15 protein-coding genes are annotated in these 17,309 nt (G+C 58.4%); all 15 read left to right on the top strand.

Annotated elements, in window-relative coordinates; genetic code table 11:
* Positions 1-50 precede the first annotated feature (50 nt).
* The 15 genes from DRET_RS01505 to DRET_RS01435 all read left to right on the top strand — a co-directional run bounded on the left by DRET_RS01505 (position 51) and on the right by DRET_RS01435 (position 17,305).
* Positions 51-2,069, top strand: coding sequence for a penicillin-binding protein activator (locus DRET_RS01505; protein WP_167317780.1), 2,019 nt, complete (start codon positions 51-53; stop codon positions 2,067-2,069).
* Positions 2,070-2,211: 142 nt separating this feature from the next.
* The gene (gatC, locus tag DRET_RS01500; RefSeq protein WP_015750762.1) at positions 2,212-2,496 is read left to right on the top strand and encodes an Asp-tRNA(Asn)/Glu-tRNA(Gln) amidotransferase subunit GatC; all 285 of its coding nucleotides are present in this window, start codon (positions 2,212-2,214) and stop codon (positions 2,494-2,496) included.
* Between the two features lie 60 nt (positions 2,497-2,556).
* Positions 2,557-4,035 (top strand): Asp-tRNA(Asn)/Glu-tRNA(Gln) amidotransferase subunit GatA, encoded by a 1,479-nt coding sequence (gatA, locus tag DRET_RS01495; protein WP_041281813.1) that lies wholly within the window; start codon positions 2,557-2,559, stop codon positions 4,033-4,035.
* A gap of 161 nt (positions 4,036-4,196) precedes the next feature.
* Entirely contained in the window at positions 4,197-5,246 is a 1,050-nt protein-coding gene (mnmA, locus tag DRET_RS01490; RefSeq protein WP_015750760.1) for a tRNA 2-thiouridine(34) synthase MnmA, read from the top strand.
* A 4-nt stretch (positions 5,247-5,250) separates the two neighbouring features.
* Positions 5,251-6,546 carry a MiaB/RimO family radical SAM methylthiotransferase gene (locus DRET_RS01485; protein ID WP_015750759.1) on the top strand — a complete coding sequence of 432 codons (1,296 nt, stop codon included), beginning with the start codon at positions 5,251-5,253 and terminating at the stop codon, positions 6,544-6,546.
* Positions 6,547-6,595: 49 nt separating this feature from the next.
* On the top strand, positions 6,596-7,168 hold the full coding sequence (locus tag DRET_RS01480) for a DUF4416 family protein (RefSeq protein WP_015750758.1): 573 nt from the start codon (positions 6,596-6,598) through the stop codon (positions 7,166-7,168).
* A 224-nt stretch (positions 7,169-7,392) separates the two neighbouring features.
* Positions 7,393-8,274, top strand: coding sequence for a YicC/YloC family endoribonuclease (locus DRET_RS01475; protein WP_015750757.1), 882 nt, complete (start codon positions 7,393-7,395; stop codon positions 8,272-8,274).
* 176 nt (positions 8,275-8,450) lie between these two features.
* A complete protein-coding gene (locus DRET_RS01470; protein ID WP_015750756.1) occupies positions 8,451-8,717 on the top strand; it encodes a DUF370 domain-containing protein in 267 nt (88 codons plus the stop codon).
* Positions 8,704-9,342, top strand: a complete 639-nt coding sequence (gene gmk / locus DRET_RS01465) for a guanylate kinase (RefSeq protein WP_015750755.1) — start codon at positions 8,704-8,706, stop codon at positions 9,340-9,342. Before DRET_RS01470 ends, gmk begins: the two co-directional genes overlap by 14 nt.
* Positions 9,335-10,036, top strand: a complete 702-nt coding sequence (pyrF, locus tag DRET_RS01460; protein ID WP_015750754.1) for an orotidine-5'-phosphate decarboxylase — start codon at positions 9,335-9,337, stop codon at positions 10,034-10,036. The genes gmk and pyrF overlap by 8 nt, the downstream gene beginning before the upstream one ends.
* A 274-nt stretch (positions 10,037-10,310) precedes the next feature.
* The gene (gene recJ, locus DRET_RS01455) at positions 10,311-12,044 is read left to right on the top strand and encodes a single-stranded-DNA-specific exonuclease RecJ (RefSeq protein ID WP_015750753.1); all 1,734 of its coding nucleotides are present in this window, start codon (positions 10,311-10,313) and stop codon (positions 12,042-12,044) included.
* Positions 12,045-12,116: 72 nt separating this feature from the next.
* Entirely contained in the window at positions 12,117-13,247 is a 1,131-nt protein-coding gene (locus tag DRET_RS01450) for a glycosyltransferase family 4 protein (RefSeq protein WP_015750752.1), read from the top strand.
* Positions 13,238-14,206 (top strand): polysaccharide deacetylase family protein, encoded by a 969-nt coding sequence (locus tag DRET_RS01445; protein ID WP_015750751.1) that lies wholly within the window; start codon positions 13,238-13,240, stop codon positions 14,204-14,206. Before DRET_RS01450 ends, DRET_RS01445 begins: the two co-directional genes overlap by 10 nt.
* Before the next feature lie 212 nt (positions 14,207-14,418).
* A complete protein-coding gene (gene msbA / locus DRET_RS01440) occupies positions 14,419-16,221 on the top strand; it encodes a lipid A export permease/ATP-binding protein MsbA (protein WP_015750750.1) in 1,803 nt (600 codons plus the stop codon).
* The gene (locus DRET_RS01435) at positions 16,190-17,305 is read left to right on the top strand and encodes a glycosyltransferase family 4 protein (protein ID WP_015750749.1); all 1,116 of its coding nucleotides are present in this window, start codon (positions 16,190-16,192) and stop codon (positions 17,303-17,305) included. Before msbA ends, DRET_RS01435 begins: the two co-directional genes overlap by 32 nt.
* Positions 17,306-17,309 lie beyond the last annotated feature (4 nt).

The following is a 17,309-nucleotide window of genomic DNA, read 5'->3' as shown; positions in this document are numbered from 1 at the left end:
CCCGTACCCAAACCGGGGCGAACGGTCTGTACACCCGGCGACGAGCCCTTATGATGCCTCAAAAACTTTGCCTTATATGCCTGATCGGCTTCGTGTTGATCTCCGGCTGTGCAGTCAAGCCACCCTTGCCCACCCAGGAAAAGCCGCCCACGGCCCTGGAAGAACAGGCGGCCAGGATGTGGCAGGCCCAGAATTACGCCCGCAGTCTGCGCCTGTATCAAGAACTTCTCCAAACCCAGGATCTGGACCAGGAAACGCAACGCACGGCTTGGCGCCGAGTCAGTCGCAGTGCACTGGAGTTGGGTCGCTTCGAACGTGCGGTGCAGAGTCTGCGCCAGTGGGCCCAGGTCGACCCTAAGACCCGGGAAAACTGGACCTGGCATGAACTCTACACCCAGGCTCTGGGAGAGACCGAAGGCGCCCAGAAGGCCCGGGAGCACCTCCATACGGTTGCTGTTGCACCGAACACGGTCTGGAGCGTCCGCCGCCCAGCCGCCGAACGGCTGACCACCGCCTACTGGCAACAAGGCAGCTTTGCGCGCTTCGCTGCAGTCCAGAGCGCGGTGCACCAAGCCGCCTCCACCCCGGAACAGCGCAAACTTATCGAATCCTCCCTGCTCGAGACCGTCCAGGACGCCCCTGAGGCCCAATGGCAAAATCTATTGGACCAGATTGGTCCCTTAGGACCAAAGCGCTATCCGCACAATATCCTGCAGTGGGTCTGGACCCGGCGCCAACTTGCTGAGGAACGTATCGGCTGGGCGGCTGCCTGGCACCGATTGGAAGCTGTCGTCCGCGGGGAAACCCTAGCCCTGACGCCTGTTTTCCGAGAGACCTTGGACGCCCTTCGTCAGGAGTACGGCACGCCGGAACAGGAGATCGGCCTGCTCGTGCCCTTGAGTGGCTCCTACGCCCGCTTCGGACGCGATATTGTCCGCGGCGCCAGTGCCGCCCAGTGGCAGATCTCACGGCACGGGGGCAAAATCACCGTTCACGTCATCAACACCGCGGCCGAGAACTGGCAACACCAGTTGAACCGCTTGCCAGAGAACATCCAACTCATCGGCGGGCCACTGCGGCAGTCCAGTTGGAAGGCGATCACCCAGCTCGCCCCCACGAAGCGGGCTTTTTTCACCTTCCTGTCCAGCCTCCCCGCCAGCACAGAAGGACGCCAAGCCTGGCGCTTTTTTGCCAGCACCGCAGACCAGAGCCGCGCCCTGGTCAAAGCGGCCTCGGCTCTGGGGATCGACAAAATCGCCATCCTGTATCCCCAGGAAACCTTTGGCCGGCGCATGGCGGCCTCGTTCTGGGAGCAGAGCCGCCAGCACAACGCGACCATCACCGGTCTGGCCCATTACCTTCCCGACGCTCCGACCCGCTGGAGCGGGACGGTGGGCGATTTTCTGCGCGTCCCGGACAAAGAAACGAGCAGCGAAACCACAGGTGAGGGGAATCAGACCGCTCGCCCGGAACCCGACTTCGGGGCTGTCTTCCTGCCGGACACGCTCTCCAAGGCCCAGCTGATGGTCCCCAATTTCTTTTACCACGACGAAGACCGGCTTCTGTTTCTCGGACCCCGGCTCTGGAGCCAGGCCCTGGCCCGGGGCGCGGATCTGGAGCAGCGCTACTTCCGGCTGGCGCTCACCCCGGGCGCCTGGAGTCCCGGGATGCAACGGACCGGACTGGACGCTTTACGGCAGGAACTGGAGATGTCCGGTCTGCCCGGGCCGAATTTCTGGAGCGGGCTCGGCTATGATTTCGTCCGCTTTGCCGCCAGGTTCGATGATCCCGCTCCCGGGTTCACTGCGGACGAACTCAACAGCCGGCTCCATGCGTTTTCCGGTTTCTCCTGGGCCTTGGCCCCGATCCAATGGGACCGGGAAGGACACGCCCGCCAGGATCTTTTTGTATTTCAACCTGTTTCCGGAGGACTGCGCCCGGCCAACCTCGATGCCCTCGGCCGTCGCCTGGAAAGAACAAAAAAGGCCCACGCCGCAAGGCGCCAAGCCCGAAACGACAGCAACAGTACACAACCCAAAGAACAGACCGTGTCCTCTTCCGAACAATAACAACGGGACCTGTTCCCCCTCTGCCTTCCGAGGGCAACAGCACGTACCGAACTGGCCCCCGGCATGCCCCCCTGGTGGGTGCGCCGGTCATCAGTTTGTAGCCCCCCGGAAGCAGCAGCCACGAAATGAAGGAGCCGCAGGCATGAAAATCGATACCCGCGAGGTCGCCCACGTCGCCACTCTCAGCCGGTTGGAACTCGACGAGGCCACGCTCAATGAATACCGAGGCCAGCTCGACGCCATTCTGGATTATATGGAAACCCTGGGCGAGGTCGACACCACCGGAGTCGAACCGATGTACAGCCCGGTGGAACACCACACTGTCCTGCGCGAGGACACCGCGGCCGACGAGTTCGCGCGTGAAGAGGTCCTGGGCAATGCCCCTGACACCGACGGGGCCTACTTCAAGGTCCCCAAGGTCCTCTAAGCCCCCGGTCCCTCGCTCTGAAAACCGACCCCAGAACTCTGACCCAAAAGACAATCCATTATGAGTGCCATGCAGACCACTTCCTTGATTCAGCTCCGCGACGCCCTGCGCTGCGGCGATATTTCAGCCGAAAATGCGGTCAACACCTGTCTGGACCGCATCCGGACCACCGAACCGGTCGTCCAGGCCCTGGTCCATACCGATGCCGAAAACGCCCTGAACACGGCCCGGAGTCTCGATGCCCAGGGGCCTTCCGCGGACATGCCGCTATGGGGCGTTCCGATTATCCTCAAGGACCTTCTGGCGACCAAAGGGCAGCCCACCACCTGCTGCTCGAAGATGCTCGAGAATTTCACCCCGTTTTACAACGCCCACGTTGTGGACCGCCTCCAGCAGGCTGGGGCCATTGTACTCGCCAAGTCGAACATGGATGAGTTCGCCATGGGATCTTCCACGGAGAACTCGGCCGTCCAGCAGACCAAAAACCCCTGGGATACGACCCGGGTCCCGGGCGGCAGTAGTGGCGGTTCGGCCGCGGCCGTGGCCGCGGGACAAGCCCCTGGGGCCCTGGGCACCGACACCGGGGGATCCATCCGGCAGCCGGCCGGGTTCTGTGGCATTGTCGGCCTGAAGCCGACGTATGGCCGGGTCTCCCGCTACGGGCTGGTCGCCTACGGCTCCTCGCTGGACCAGATCGGTCCTATGACCCGTTGCGTGGCAGACAGCGCGGCAATACTCCAGGCCATTGCCGGCCATGACCCTAAGGACTCGACCTCCGTGGCTATCGAAGTGCCCGACTACACGGCCGCCTTGGAGCAGACCACTGATCTCTCCGGCTGGCGCATCGGCGTGCCCAGGGAATATTGGGGGGACGGGCTCAGCGACGAGGTAGCGGAGACCTGCCGCGCGTTTCTGGACCAGGCCCGGGAGCACGGGGCTGAACTCGTGGACGTCTCCCTGCCGCACACCAAATACGCCATCGCGACCTATTACATCCTGGTCATGGCTGAAGCGAGTTCGAACCTCTCCCGCTTCGACGGAGTGCGTTACGGCCATCGTGCCGATGACGCCGCAAACCTCATGGAAATGTACAGCAAAAGCCGCAGCCAGGGGTTCGGCCGGGAGGTTCAGCGTCGTATTCTGCTGGGGACCTACGCCCTTTCCGCGGGGTACTACGACGCCTACTACAAAAAAGCCGCCCAAGTCCGGCGTTTGATCCGGGACGATTATCTTCAGGCCTTTGCGTCTTGCGATCTGCTCTGCGGGCCGGTGGCACCGACGACCGCCTTTGGATTGGGAGAAAAAACAGACGACCCGCTGCAAATGTACCTGACCGATATCTTTACCAACCCGCTCAACCTGACCGGGTTGCCGGGTCTCAGCCTGCCGGCTGGAATCGGCAGGACCTCGGGGCTTCCGGTCGGGGTCCAGCTTTTTGGCCCCGCCTTTGGTGAATCGGCCTTGCTCCAGGCCGGACACGTTTTGGAACAGGCCCGGGGGCCACTGCCCGAGCCAACAGCCCTGGCTGGTCTGGACTAACGCGCTGCGGGGCAATGTTCGCCGCCGCTGCCCTCTAGGCCATCCCTGCCCCTCCCCTTGCGAAGGGGAGGGGAGCAAGAAAAACCGCTGTTGCCAAATCCTCGTCCCGTAAACCGTTCTCCACAATACAAACCCAATTGCAACACCACCCACACAAATCCATGCGAACTGCTGTCGCTGTCAGCGGCGGGGCCGACTCCCTGTTTGCCCTGCTCGCCCTGCGTGAGGCGGGGCACGACGTTCTCGCCTTGCACGCGCACTTCCTGGCGCCGGATGCCGTTGACGCGGATGTTCAAGACCGTTTGCGCCACTGCTGCAAGACGCTTGGCGTGGATCTGGAAATCGTCGACCTGCACCACAAATTTGCCGAGTTGGTCATCACCCCGTTTATCGAGCACTATGCGCAGGGGATGACGCCCAATCCCTGCGCGCTGTGCAACCCGCGGATCAAATTTGGGATCTTGCGCGATGCCGCGAAACAACTTGGCTGCAAGGGGTTTGCCACCGGCCATTATGTCCGACTCCTCCAGACCCCGAACGGGCCTCTGCTGTGCCGCGGCAACGATCCACGCAAAGAGCAAAGCTATTTCCTGAGTCTCGTCCCCCAGGCCAGCCTGGACAATGTCGTCTTCCCCCTTGGAACTCGACACAAATCAACGATCCAGGGCGAATTGGAGCAGCGGGGATTCACCATCCCCGAGAGCGAGGAAAGCCAGGAAGTCTGCTTCATCCCAGACGACGACTACCGGAGCTTTCTCCAAAACACCGGTGCCCCCCTCTCTGGCCCTGGCCCCATCGTCGATCGGGCCGGCAACCAACTCGGCCATCATAGCGGGCTCTGGCGTTACACCCTGGGCCAACGCCGAGGGCTCGGCATTGCGTACAGCGAACCGCTGTACGTGATCGACAAAGAAATCCGCTCCAACCGTCTCGTCGTCGGCACTCGGGCCGAGCGGCAGGCCACAGGCTGCTCGGTGCATGAACTGAACACATTGCTCCCCTTTGAAAAATGGCCGGACCAGATTTGGGTCCAGACCAATTACCGTCAGCAACCGGTCCCCTGCCGCATCAGGATCGTGTCTGAAACAGGTATGGAGATCTCTTTTCTAGAGCCCAAAGGCCCGGCTGCCCCCGGGCAGGTGGCAGCGTTCTACACGGCAAAGGGATATGTCCTCGGCGGCGGCATCATCCATGACAGCACAAGGACCTGACAACGTGTCTGAACCCCGTTTTGCCCTGCACACGCTTGGCTGCAAGGTCAATCAATACGAAAGCCAAGCCCTGCGCGAGGCGTGGCTGCAGCGTGGATACCGCGAAGCCAGCACTGATGAAGTCCCCGAATGGATCGTGGTCAATTCCTGTGCCGTGACCTCTGGGGCGGTCCAGGATACGCGTAAACTTGTCCGCAAGCTCCACCGCAACCATCCCGAGGCCGCTATCGTGGTCACCGGATGCGCCGCTCAGGTCTTTACCGAGGAAATGGCGGCCTTGCCCGGGGTGCTGCGCACCGTACCGCAGCAGGCCAAGGCCGATCTCTGCGTCGGACCGGACGCGCTCCACTTCGCCTGTCGCGAAGCGGACCACTTCCCCGAATTTCCAGTCACCGCCTCATCGCGAGCCCGGGGACTGCTCAAGGTGCAGGACGGTTGCTCCCACGGCTGCACCTATTGCATTGTGCCCCACACTCGGGGTCCTGCCGTGACCAGATCCCCGGAAAAAAGTCTGGCCGAGGCCAGACACCTTTTCAGGGGCGGCCTGCGGGAATTGAGTGTCAGCGGCATCAACTTGCGGCAATACGGCCGGGATCTGACCCCGCCATTGGACTTTTGGGATTTTCTCGCCTGGCTCGACGCCAACCTCGCCACAGAGTGGGCCGGCCGGGCCCGGTTGCGGCTCAGTTCCCTGGAGCCCTCGGAACTCACTGATAAGGCCCTGGATACCTTGCGCCGATGCCGCCTGGTGGCCCCGCACCTTCACCTCTCCCTGCAAAGTGGCAGCCCGGAAATCCTGCGCCGAATGGGCCGCGGTCACTATCATCCCGACACAATACGAACGTTTGTGGACCGGCTGCAAGAAATCTGGCCCCATTTCGGCCTCGGCGCCGATTTTTTACTGGGATTTCCCGGAGAGGACGATGCCGCCTTTGAAACCACCGCTGCCCTGGTCCGCGACCTCCCCTTTACCTACGGGCATGTCTTCCCGTATTCTCCCCGTCCCGGCACGCCGGCAGCAACCTTCACCGACCAGGTCGCCGAGCCGATCAAACGGGAGCGGTGCGCCATATTGCGGAGCATCCTGGAGGACAAGCGGACCGCTTTTTTGCAGCAGCAAGCCCAGCGGGACCACATTCCATTCATTGTCGAAAAGCATCCGGCCCAGGGCATCAGCGACACCTATGTCCCATGCCGCGAGATTTCCGGAGCGGCTCCGGCCGTTCGCTCTCTGGTCCAGGCACGTCCGGTCGGCTGGGATGACAAGGGGCTGCTGGTCCAACTGGAAACCACGGCGTGAACCAGAATCAATACCCCTTGCCCTTCAAGGGAGCACAACCGGCCATCTCATGAGCACTCCGAAATCGGCCCCCAAAGCCGTTCTGGTCATCCCGGTGCTGACCAGTGTCTGGCAAACAGTCTGGCCCACGCTGCGCCCCCGGCTGGAAGCGCATTTCGGGCCGGTCCACGATTTCGGGGACGCACTGTTCTTTACCCACACCACGTATTACAATACAGAGCTGGGAACTCCCTTGTACCGTCGGCTCCTGTACGCCGACCGCTTCTATCCCCAGGACCGTCTGGCGGAGGCGAAACTCGTGACCAACGCGCTTGAAGACGCTTTCCGCGACGCCGAGGGGAACCGACGGATCAATCTCGATCCGGGATTGCTCTCCCTGGAACGGCTGGTTCTGGCTACGGGGAAGGGATTTACGCACCGGATTTATCTCAAGGAAGGCATCTGGGCCGATTTGACCCTGATGTATCAGAAAGGCGGCTGGCGAGCCTTTGACTGGACCTTCGCCGATTACGCCGATGCTCCGTTGCAGGCTTGGCTGACGCGGTTGCGGGACGAATACAAGCAGGCCAGAAAGCAGACGTCCCAGACGGGGGTGGAATCCTTCTCAGGGCTCAAGACATGAAGAGCGCACAGGATGCGTCTTTCCGGCGCCCTCGAACATAAGCTCTTTGATCAACAAAATACGCACAAACTGCGTTGCTTTGGCTCCCTCCCCCGTCCAAGGGGAGAAGAGCTAGAAAAACACTGGTGCGGGATTTACGTTTGCCTTCCGTCCAAGAAGCACGAAAGCTGGGCACACGCAAACGGAGCAATCACCCCTACAACCCCCAACACCGAGCAACACCTATGCCCAAAAGCATGACCGGCTACGGCCGTTGGAGCGGTCAGAGTGCCGCCCTGGCCCAGACCTGGGAAATCAAAAGCGTCAACGGCAAACAACTTTCCATTCGCTGGAAAATGCCCCAATTCCTGTCCATGATGGAGCAGGAGTGGGAAAAACAGGTCCGGGAAACCGCCGAGCGGGGCCGGATCGATATCCAGCTCCACCTCCACATCTTTGAAGCCGAAGAGCTCAGCCCCAAGCTCAACAGCTGGATCGCCCAATCCATGCTGGACCAACTCCGGCAGCTGGCTGAAGCCAACGGCGAGACTCCAGAACTCGATTACAGCCACCTGTTGCGCATGCCCAGCCTGTGGGAGGAACCGGATCAGACCCCGCCCCAGGAAATCCTCGACTCGTTGCAAACCGGCCTGGAGATGGCCTTAAGCGCCTGGAACGACAGCCGGGAGCGCGAAGGGCAGGCCATGATCGCCGATCTGCAAAATCGCCTGGAAACCGTCACCAACTGGGTCGAACGTATTGCCGAACGGGTACCTACCCTGCCAGAGCAACGTTTCGCGCTCCTCAAGCAGCGGGCCGAGGCCCTGCTTCAGGAGCAGTCCCCAAGCCTTTCCCAGGAGAGGCTGCACCAGGAGTTTGCCCTGCTCACCGACAGGATTGATGTCAGTGAAGAAATCACCCGTTTGCAGACCCACCTCCAGGAACTCCAGCGGCGGTTTGCCATGGAGACCCCTAGCGGACGCCACATGGATTTCGTGCTCCAGGAATGTTTCCGTGAGATCAACACCTGCGGCAATAAAGCCCAGGACAGCGAAGTCAGCCGCTTGGTGGTCAATGTCAAAACCGAACTGGAAAAATGTCGCGAACAGGTGCAAAACATCGAATAGCAAGCAGGCTGTGCCAGCCGCCCTTCGGAGTGCGCGAGACATCGCCGTGGCGGGAAGTGCTGAGCAGCTTTTCAAGTGGCAATGCGACAACCGAGTTGACAACCCCAGGTTCGGGACTGCGCCAGCCCGACTCATCCGGCCTGTGCGGCCGGCAAGCCCAGAAAGGATGACCGAGAATGACCAAACAGCGCCTGCTCAATATCGGCTTCGGCAACTATGTCGTTGGTTCGCGAATTGTGGCCATTGTCAATCCCAACTCCTCGCCCATGCGCCGGTTGCGTGAAGACGCCAAAGAAGCCGGGCGGCTGGTCGACGCCACCCAGGGGCGCAAGACCCGCTCGATCATCGTCACCGATTCCAACCATATCGTGCTCTCCGCGATCCAGGCCGATACCGTCGGGCAGCGCTATGCTTCAGAGGAGGATGAGGATGTCGCATCCTGAGCGTCCTGGTATCCTGCTGGTTCTAAGCGCCCCCTCAGGAACGGGCAAAAGCACCCTGATCCATCGTCTGACCGCCGAATTCCCGGATTTCGCTTTTTCCGTGTCCTATACAACTCGAGCGCCCCGGTCCGGTGAGATCGACGGCCGGGACTACCATTTTGTGGACAAGGACCGCTTTTATGAGCTGGCCGAGCAGGATTTTTTTGCCGAATGGGCGGAGGTACACGGCAATTGCTACGGGACCCCCAGACAGGCGACCCTGGACATGCTCTCTGCCGGACGGCATGTCCTTTTCGATATCGACATCCAGGGCGCGCGCCTGCTTAAAGCCAACCTTGGACAGGGGCATTTCGTCTTTCTACTCCCCCCGTCGCGCCAGGAGCTTGAACAGCGGCTCCGTCGACGCGGGAGCGACAACGAAGAGGCCATCGCCCGTCGCCTTGAAAACGCCCGGCAGGAAATCGCCGCGGCCCGGGAATTCGATTCCTGGATTGTCAACGATGACCTGGAACGAGCGTACGATTCGCTGCGCGCCGTCTATCTCGCCCTGACCACGCGGCCCGCCGCCCAACCCCAATTGCCCGAGACCATTCTCGCAAGTTGGCAGGAGCCGCAACATGGCTGAGCTTATCGCTGCCCTGGACTTCCCTGACGCCGAAACCGCCTTTGCGGCCGTCACCCCGCTTCGCGGCGAACTGGATTGGGTCAAGGTCGGCCTGGAGCTCTTTACCGCCGCAGGGCCGAGCATTATTTTCCGGCTCAAGGAACTCGGCTTTCGCGTCTTTGTCGATCTCAAACTCTTTGACATCCCGAACACCGTGCAAGGAGCAGTCCGTTCGCTGACCCGCTCCGGAGCCGATATGTGCACTCTCCACCTCCTGGGCGGGCAGGCCATGGCCCAGGCCGCGCTGGCAGGACGGGAGGAAGCCACCGGCCAGACAGGCGGACCGCTCCTGTTTGGCGTGACCCTGCTCACCAGCATGGACATCACCGACCTCCCCGGCACCACGGCCACAAACAGCGGACGATTTGCCCTGGACCTGGCGGGGAATGCGGCTGACTGGCAACTGGACGGCGTGGTGTGTTCCGGGCATGAAGTCCGGGCCATCAAACAGGCCGATCCGCGGCTGGCCTGCCTGACCCCCGGCATCCGTCTCAAAAAAAGCGCAGACGACCAGAAACGGGTCATGACTCCGGAAAAAGCGGTCCACGCCGGCTCCAATTTCCTGGTCGTCGGACGGCCCATTTTCACTGCGACTTCGCCCGTGGAAATGGTCCGTACAATTCGCAAAAAAATGACGCTGGAATTCAGGGATTGAGGGAATTGGAAATTGAGGAATTGAGGAATTCAGGAATTCAAGGATTGAAGGATTGAAGGATTGAAGGATTGAAGGATTGAAAAAGCTGAACCCTCAAGAGCACAGCAAAGAAAAATTTTAACAGTTCACTTTAAAAGTGCAAGGCATCTATACATCATATCAGTAAAATTTTTTGTCCCATGCCATGCACTTCTTCAACTCTTTACCTCTTTAATCTTCCAATTTCCCAATTCCTGAATTACTCAATTCTTCAATCCCTAAATACAATACAACAATGCCCAACACCCAATGGATTTTCCGAGAACAGCCCGCTAGCGAAAAAACTGCAGAGTTCAGCACCTGGGCCAAGCAGCTCGAGATATCGCCGTTTCTCTGCGATCTCCTCTGGCAACGCGGCCTGTCGAGTCCGCAGGAAATGGACGTTTTCCTCAGTCCGGGACTGCGCCATCTGGCACCGCCACACACGTGGTCCGGCCTGAACGAGGCGGCCGCGGTGCTGGCTGCTGCCTTGGAACAGGACACAGGACCATTGGCCGTCTGGGGCGATTACGACGTGGACGGCATTACCGCTACGGCCCTGGTCACGGAGATCCTGCGCGGACGCGGCTATGCAGTCCTTCCCCATCTCCCGAACCGCATGGAGGACGGCTACGGACTGAACACGGCTGGGATCGAAGCTCTCTATGACCAGGGTGTCCGAGCCCTTTTGACCGTGGACTGCGGCATGGGCGACCTGGAGGCCATCACCAGAGCCAAGGAATTGGGGATGCGCGTCGTGGTTTCCGACCACCACCAGCCCCATGCCACTCTGCCGCCCGCCGATGCCATCGTGAACCCCTGTGTCGACGCATGCCCCTGTCCGGAGCTTGCCGGGGTGGGCACCGCGTTTTTCCTCATGGCCGCGCTCAACCGGCTGCTGCCGGGGACGCCGTCCGACCTGCGGCCCTCACTTGACCTCGTCGCCCTGGGAACCATTGCCGACGTGGTCAGCCTCAGGGGCCAAAACCGAATTGTGGCCAAAAACGGCCTGTTACTCCTCAGCGAAGGATCCCGTCCGGGGATCTACGCCTTGAAAGAAGCCAGCAGGCTGCCCGGCAAGGCCCCGATCGGTGCCGGGCAGGTCGCCTTCGGGCTCGCCCCGCGGATTAACGCGGCCGGGCGGATGGGCTCGGCTACAGAGGCCCTTGATCTTCTCCTGGCTCCGGATTTGGCCACCGCCCAACCCCTGGCCGCCAAACTCGAGGCCGCCAATCAGGAACGGCGAACCTGTGAAGACGGCATCCTGGAGCAGGCTGTGACCCAGGTGGAGGAGCGCGGTGTCACCGAGGGCCTGGTCCTGGCTGACGCGCAGTGGCACCAAGGCATCATCGGTATCGTGGCCTCGAGGGTCGTGGAACGGTTTTATCGGCCGACGATCCTCTTGACCCGCCACAACGGGTATTGGAAAGGATCGGGCCGGAGCATCGTGGATGTGGATCTCCACGCCGCGCTGACCGAATGCGCGGATCTGCTGGCCGGGTTCGGTGGCCATCCCCAGGCTGCAGGACTCAGCCTGACCGAGGCCAATCTGAAGCCCTTTACGCAACGGTTTTCCCAGGCTATTAGCAAACAACTCGGCGGAGCGGAGCCGCTGCCCCGGCTCAAACTGGACGGGCACATTCCCTTTGGGCAAATTGATCTTGACCTGATTCGGGAGATCGAACTCTTGCAACCCTTCGGCATGGGCAACCCCCAGCCCGTCTTCTGCTCAGAACCGCTCCAGGTCCAAAAACACAACGTCTTCGGCAAAAAGCATGTCAGCTTGCAATTGCAGGACCCGAAATCAGGCATCGTCCTGACCGGCAAAGCGTGGCGCCAGGCCGAGGCCCTGACCCCCTCAATCCAGGGAGAAACGGTTCAACTGGCCTTCACCCCACGCCTGAACCATTATCAGGGGCTGACGTCCATCGACCTGGACATCAAGGACTGGCGGCTCCCCCATGATAGGGAGGCTGCAAATTCAAATTGACGCACTCTGATGCAAAACCCCCATCGCCCCTGTAGCTGTTGCAAGCCAACGCCTTCACCTCAGGATCTTTCTATGCTTTCCGGTACATCGCCTCAACGTATCGCTCTCATGCTCCCCAGACTGAGCCGCTACGGCGGGGCGGAACGTTTTGCCTCGCGCTTAGCCAACCATTTGGGTCAAACCGGGTTTGACGTGGACTTTATCTGCGCCCGGCAGGAATCAGAAGCGCCCCAAGGCGTGACCCCCAGGGTGGTTGGTCGCAAGGGGCTCTGCCGCAGCGGCAAGATCCTCTGGTATGCCATGGCGGCAGAACGGCAGCGCCGGGCAGGGAACTACGACCTCACCTTGAGCATGGGCAAGACCTGGAACCAGGATGTCTTACGTTTGAGCGGCGGGCCGCTGCCCGTATTCTGGCGTCTGTCCAAACAAGCCTACGACCCGGGTATGGCTCGGACGTGGAAAATGCTGCGCCGGAAAACTGCTCCGGCCAACCGGCTGATCAATTGCATCGAGCGCCGCCAGATGCGGACGACGTCCCATTTTGTGGCTGTCTCCGACAAACTCGTCGATTGGGTCCAGGAGGCCTACCCTTCGTTTGACACAAGCCGCATCCAGGTTATCTATAATCAGCCAGATCTGACCGCTTTCGAACCGTATCCCCGCGCCAAGCAGAGGGCTGAACGGCAACAACGCGGGCTTGCGCCAGACATGATCTATATCGGCACTGCTGGGACAAATTTCGCACTCAAAGGGGTCGGCTGCCTCATTGCCGCCCTGGCGCAATTGCCGGATTCCCACCATCTTCTCGTGGCTGGCGATCGCAATCCGGACCGGTATCGCAAACAGGCCCAGCGTCTCGGGGTCGCGCACCGGGTAACCTTCCTCGGCCGAGTAGAAGACATGACCGGATTTTACAACTGCCTGGACGCCTTTGCCCTGCCGACCTTTTACGACGCCTGCTCCAATGCAGTCCTGGAAGCCTTACGCTGCGGCATACCGACCCTGTCGAGCTCTGCAAATGGCAGCAGTGTTTTCCTGGATCCGGAAAACACCATCAAAGATCCCCACGATACACAGAACTTAGCTCGAACCTTGCGACGCCTCTGCGCTGAGCCCCGCCGGAACGCGTTTGCCTGGCCCAATCATATCCGTGCCGGCCTGGAAGCCTACACCGAACTGATCGAGACCGCACTATGCCGATAACGTGGCGCTCCATCCCCATTCTCTGCTACCACAACACGTGCGGCCCGGATGGACACGACCAGGCGCAGTTGGCCGCCCATCTCGATTGTATCCGGGACATGGGATTCGCCACGCTCACCACGCGCGAGATCGTGGACATCGTCACTGGCACCACCCGGCTGAAGCGCCCGGCTGTGGGCATCACCTTTGACGACGGTCATGTCAGCAACTGGCTTTATGCCCTCCCGCTCCTTCAACAGCGAGGAATGCGGGCCTCGTTTTTCGTCTGCAGCGATTTTAGCAGCGATGGCCCGGCACGCCGCACTGAAGAGATACCGCACCTTCTCGGAGGCGCCCAGAGCTTCTATCAAGCTACGGTCCTGGGCGATACGAGCCAATTCTGCACAACCACAGAACTCTATCATCTGGCGCACACCCACGGCATGGATGTCCTACCCCATTCAGCCCGCCACGCCTTTTGTTTCCATGAGACGGCTCCCCGGCCCCAAGCCCGAGAAATCCACTGGGGGGCACACCTTGTCTACGGGCGGGACGTCACGTATGAAGACCTTCCCTGCCCCAAAGGCGGGAGCGCTTATGCGCATAGCGGCTGGTGGCCGCAAGAAACGCAAAAGGGTATCCGGTGGACGAGCCGCAGCGAGCAGGAACGCTACCGCTTCTGCCGTGAGGATTTCACCCGCTGCAAGACGCGCTTGGAAGCGATCCTTAAACAACCGCTGGACATCTTTTGTTGGCCGTGGGGAGAATACGATCAGGTGGCGGAAAGGGCTTTGAAAGACACCGGATTCCAGGCCGCCCTGACCCTTGAGCGAGGTCGAGTCGAACGGGGAACGAACCCCATGCGTATCGGAAGACTCTCGGTTTCGCCGCGCAAATCCCTGTCCTGGCTTAAGAGCCGACTGAGGCTCATGCGCTTCGCCCCAAGCGCCGGACTGACGTATAAAAACGGTTCGCTGTAAGACAAGTGCTCGAGTAGGCCTTTGCTGGGTGCGATCGCAACGTTGCCACGAAATTTCTCCTAGAAAAAACCGTGAGGGAACGACTCAATCGACAGGATTGTCTCGTCCTCCAAATCCTGGATCCCCCAATGCTTACATCCCCGAATCCTTGAATTCTTGAATTCCTGGATTCCTCAATACCTCAATTCCCCAATCACAAAATAGCATATACCATGAAACTCCAAGACCAACCGGAAACCTCAAGCAGTTGGCAACTCGCCAAACGCACATTTTCCTATTTTGCGCCGTACAAGGTCCGGATCGTCCTGGCCATGTTGGCCATGATCGTCGTCGCCGCCTGTTCTGGGGCGACTGCGTTTCTGGTCAAGCCAGCCCTGGACGACATCTTCATCGCCAAGGACAAAACCGCTCTGGCTCTCATCCCAGCCCTCATCGTCGGAGTTTTCCTGCTCAAAGGCGCGGCCCGCTTTCTGCAAAACTACGAAATGAACGTCACCGGCCTGAAAGTCCTGGAAAAACTGCGACAACAGCTTTACGACAAGATGCTTTGTCTCCCGGTGCGGTTTTTCGACGACAACCAGGTCGGCAACCTCATGGCCCGAATCCTCAACGACGTGACCCAGGTCCGCTCCAGCCTCCCGGCCTTGGTCACCCTGTCACGGGAAGTGTTGACGATGGTCGGCCTTTTGATCGTTGTTTTCTACCGCGACCCATTTCTGGCCAGCATAGCTATCTTTGTGCTCCCCCTGGCCATGTACCCGTTTTATTTTTTCGGCCGCAAGATCCGCAAACTCGGCCGCCGCAACCAAGCCAAGATCTCCAATATCTCGACATTTCTCCAAGAGATTTTCAGCGGCGTCAAAGTCGTCAAAGCCTTTGCCATGGAACGCCGGGAAGCGAAACGCTTTGAAGCTGAAAACAGCCGTTTGGTCTCCATTGCCACCAGGCAGGTGGTCTACAACGAGATGTCTTCGCCAATTATGGAAACCATCGGCGCGCTGGGAATGGGCCTGGTGGTCTGGTATGGGGGCAAGCAAGTTATTGAAGGCGCCTCCACCCCGGGTACATTTTTTTCCTTCATGACCGCGCTGATCATGCTCTATGATCCGGTCAAAAAACTGAACAAAGCCAACCTGACGATCCAAAAAGCCCTCGCCGCCGCAGAACGAATATTCGACATCCTGGACAATCCTCAAATCTGCGAGGAACAGAGCGGACGCATTGAGTACGCTCCTCCATTCCAGGGGCTCGCCTTTGAAAACGTGACATTCCATTACCCCGACAGTGCAACACCTGCTCTTGAGCATGTGACCTTCAGGATCGAACCAGGGGAACAGATAGCTATCGTCGGGCCCAGCGGCGGGGGCAAATCAACCCTGATCAACCTTATCCCCCGCTTTCACGATCCGACAGAGGGGCAAATTGTCCTCAATGGCCATCCCGTCCAGGATTACACACTGGCCAGCCTGCGCCGCAATCTGGGCATTGTCTCCCAGGACAACTTCCTTTTCAATGCCTCCATCCGGGACAACATCGCCTACGGTCAGGAAGATATCGATCCGAGCAAGCTGGAAAAAGCCGCTCAAGCCGCCTACGCCCATGATTTTATCTCGAACTTGCCAAATGGATACGAGACCATTATAGGCGAGCGGGGCGTCAAACTCTCCGGCGGCCAGCGCCAGCGCATCGCAATCGCCCGGGCCCTGCTCAAAGATCCGGACCTGCTCATTCTCGACGAAGCCACCAGCGCCCTGGATACAGAGTCCGAGCGCATCGTGCAGCAGGCCCTTGAAAACCTCATGCAGCACCGCACCAGCCTGGTCATCGCCCACAGGCTGTCCACGGTTCTCAAGGCCGATCGGATCATCGTCATGCAGGACGGCAAAGTCATCGATCAAGCACCGCATAGCATCCTGATCCAAAGGTGTTATTTATATCAAAGACTTTACAACATGCAGTTTAAAAACAACGAAAGACAAAAGAATGAACATTTGCAGACTTACCAACAACCTTAATATTGGCGGCGTTCAAAAACGCTTATTTACTCTACTCCCGCTCCTTGCCGAAGAACACAAAGTCACATGTATTACATATAAAGAAAAAGGATACTATTATGAGAAGCTACCCAACTTAGGGGTAAATACTTTTTTTCATCCAATAAAATCAAAAACCAACATTAAAGATATTATCAAATTAAAGAAGAAGCTGCAATCACATAATACAGATATAATCCATACTCACTCTTTGGGAGCCAACATCCCCGGCATACTAGCAGGTGCGCTGGCAAAAACACCAGTAAAAATAGCACAGGTTCATCGCAAAAATTACCACTGGTATGCCAAAAATTCGATTCAAAGAAAAAAACAAATTTGTTTAGAGTCAATGGTTCATCGAATGTTTACTGACAAAATCCTTTTTGTGTCTAAAGAATCACTCGATTATTTTCAAAAGAAAACAAAAATTTCCAACAAAAAGCTAAAAATACTACATAACGGAATAGAAATTCCAAACCATACAACCAATAAACGCAAATATCGTAAAGAACTCAATATTCCCCCAGAAAAAAAAGCGATAGCTTTTATAGGTCGCATAGGCAAAGGAAAAGGATTAGATTTTTTTATAGACTTTGCATTAAATGCGCTACACCATTCTAGCGATTTTGTATTTCTTGTTATCGGTGACGGCCCAGAAAAAAAACACTACGAAAATATTATAGCAAAAGCAGAAAAAACAGGGAACATAATTTTTTACGGAACTCAAAGTAATGTTTCCAAGTTCTACGAATCTATAGACCTCTTGCTTTTCACATCAGAACCTGGCGCTGAAGGTATGTCGGGAGTTGCCCTTGAAGCTTGTTCATTTAAAGTCCCAATTCTTGCCAGAAAAACAGAGCCCTTGACCGAACTCAAACAATACTACAACAACATCACTTTCATCAATGAAGAAGAAAAACCATCTTTAAACATCCATAGAGCACTAGAAAAAAGACTGAACACCTACGATAAATTTATAAATGAATTCAGCTTAAACAACATGCACTACAAAACAATACAACTATACAACAAATTACTATCAAAAAACCAACAAATGAAACGATAAAATA

This window comes from Desulfohalobium retbaense DSM 5692, assembly GCF_000024325.1.
Lineage (GTDB): Bacteria > Desulfobacterota > Desulfovibrionia > Desulfovibrionales > Desulfohalobiaceae > Desulfohalobium > Desulfohalobium retbaense.
The sequence above is the reverse complement of the archived record's forward strand: the minus strand, read 5'-3'. Positions and strand labels throughout refer to the sequence as shown.

Coding starts and splice junctions, on each gene's coding strand:
- DRET_RS01505 (WP_167317780.1), top strand. CDS start 51: ATGATGCCTCAAAAACTTTGCCTTATATGCCTGATCGGCTTCGTGTTG.
- gatC (WP_015750762.1), top strand. CDS start 2,212: ATGAAAATCGATACCCGCGAGGTCGCCCACGTCGCCACTCTCAGCCGG.
- gatA (WP_041281813.1), top strand. CDS start 2,557: ATGAGTGCCATGCAGACCACTTCCTTGATTCAGCTCCGCGACGCCCTG.
- mnmA (WP_015750760.1), top strand. CDS start 4,197: ATGCGAACTGCTGTCGCTGTCAGCGGCGGGGCCGACTCCCTGTTTGCC.
- DRET_RS01480 (WP_015750758.1), top strand. CDS start 6,596: ATGAGCACTCCGAAATCGGCCCCCAAAGCCGTTCTGGTCATCCCGGTG.
- DRET_RS01475 (WP_015750757.1), top strand. CDS start 7,393: ATGCCCAAAAGCATGACCGGCTACGGCCGTTGGAGCGGTCAGAGTGCC.
- DRET_RS01470 (WP_015750756.1), top strand. CDS start 8,451: ATGACCAAACAGCGCCTGCTCAATATCGGCTTCGGCAACTATGTCGTT.
- gmk (WP_015750755.1), top strand. CDS start 8,704: ATGTCGCATCCTGAGCGTCCTGGTATCCTGCTGGTTCTAAGCGCCCCC.
- pyrF (WP_015750754.1), top strand. CDS start 9,335: ATGGCTGAGCTTATCGCTGCCCTGGACTTCCCTGACGCCGAAACCGCC.
- recJ (WP_015750753.1), top strand. CDS start 10,311: ATGCCCAACACCCAATGGATTTTCCGAGAACAGCCCGCTAGCGAAAAA.
- DRET_RS01450 (WP_015750752.1), top strand. CDS start 12,117: ATGCTTTCCGGTACATCGCCTCAACGTATCGCTCTCATGCTCCCCAGA.
- DRET_RS01445 (WP_015750751.1), top strand. CDS start 13,238: ATGCCGATAACGTGGCGCTCCATCCCCATTCTCTGCTACCACAACACG.
- msbA (WP_015750750.1), top strand. CDS start 14,419: ATGAAACTCCAAGACCAACCGGAAACCTCAAGCAGTTGGCAACTCGCC.
- DRET_RS01435 (WP_015750749.1), top strand. CDS start 16,190: ATGAACATTTGCAGACTTACCAACAACCTTAATATTGGCGGCGTTCAA.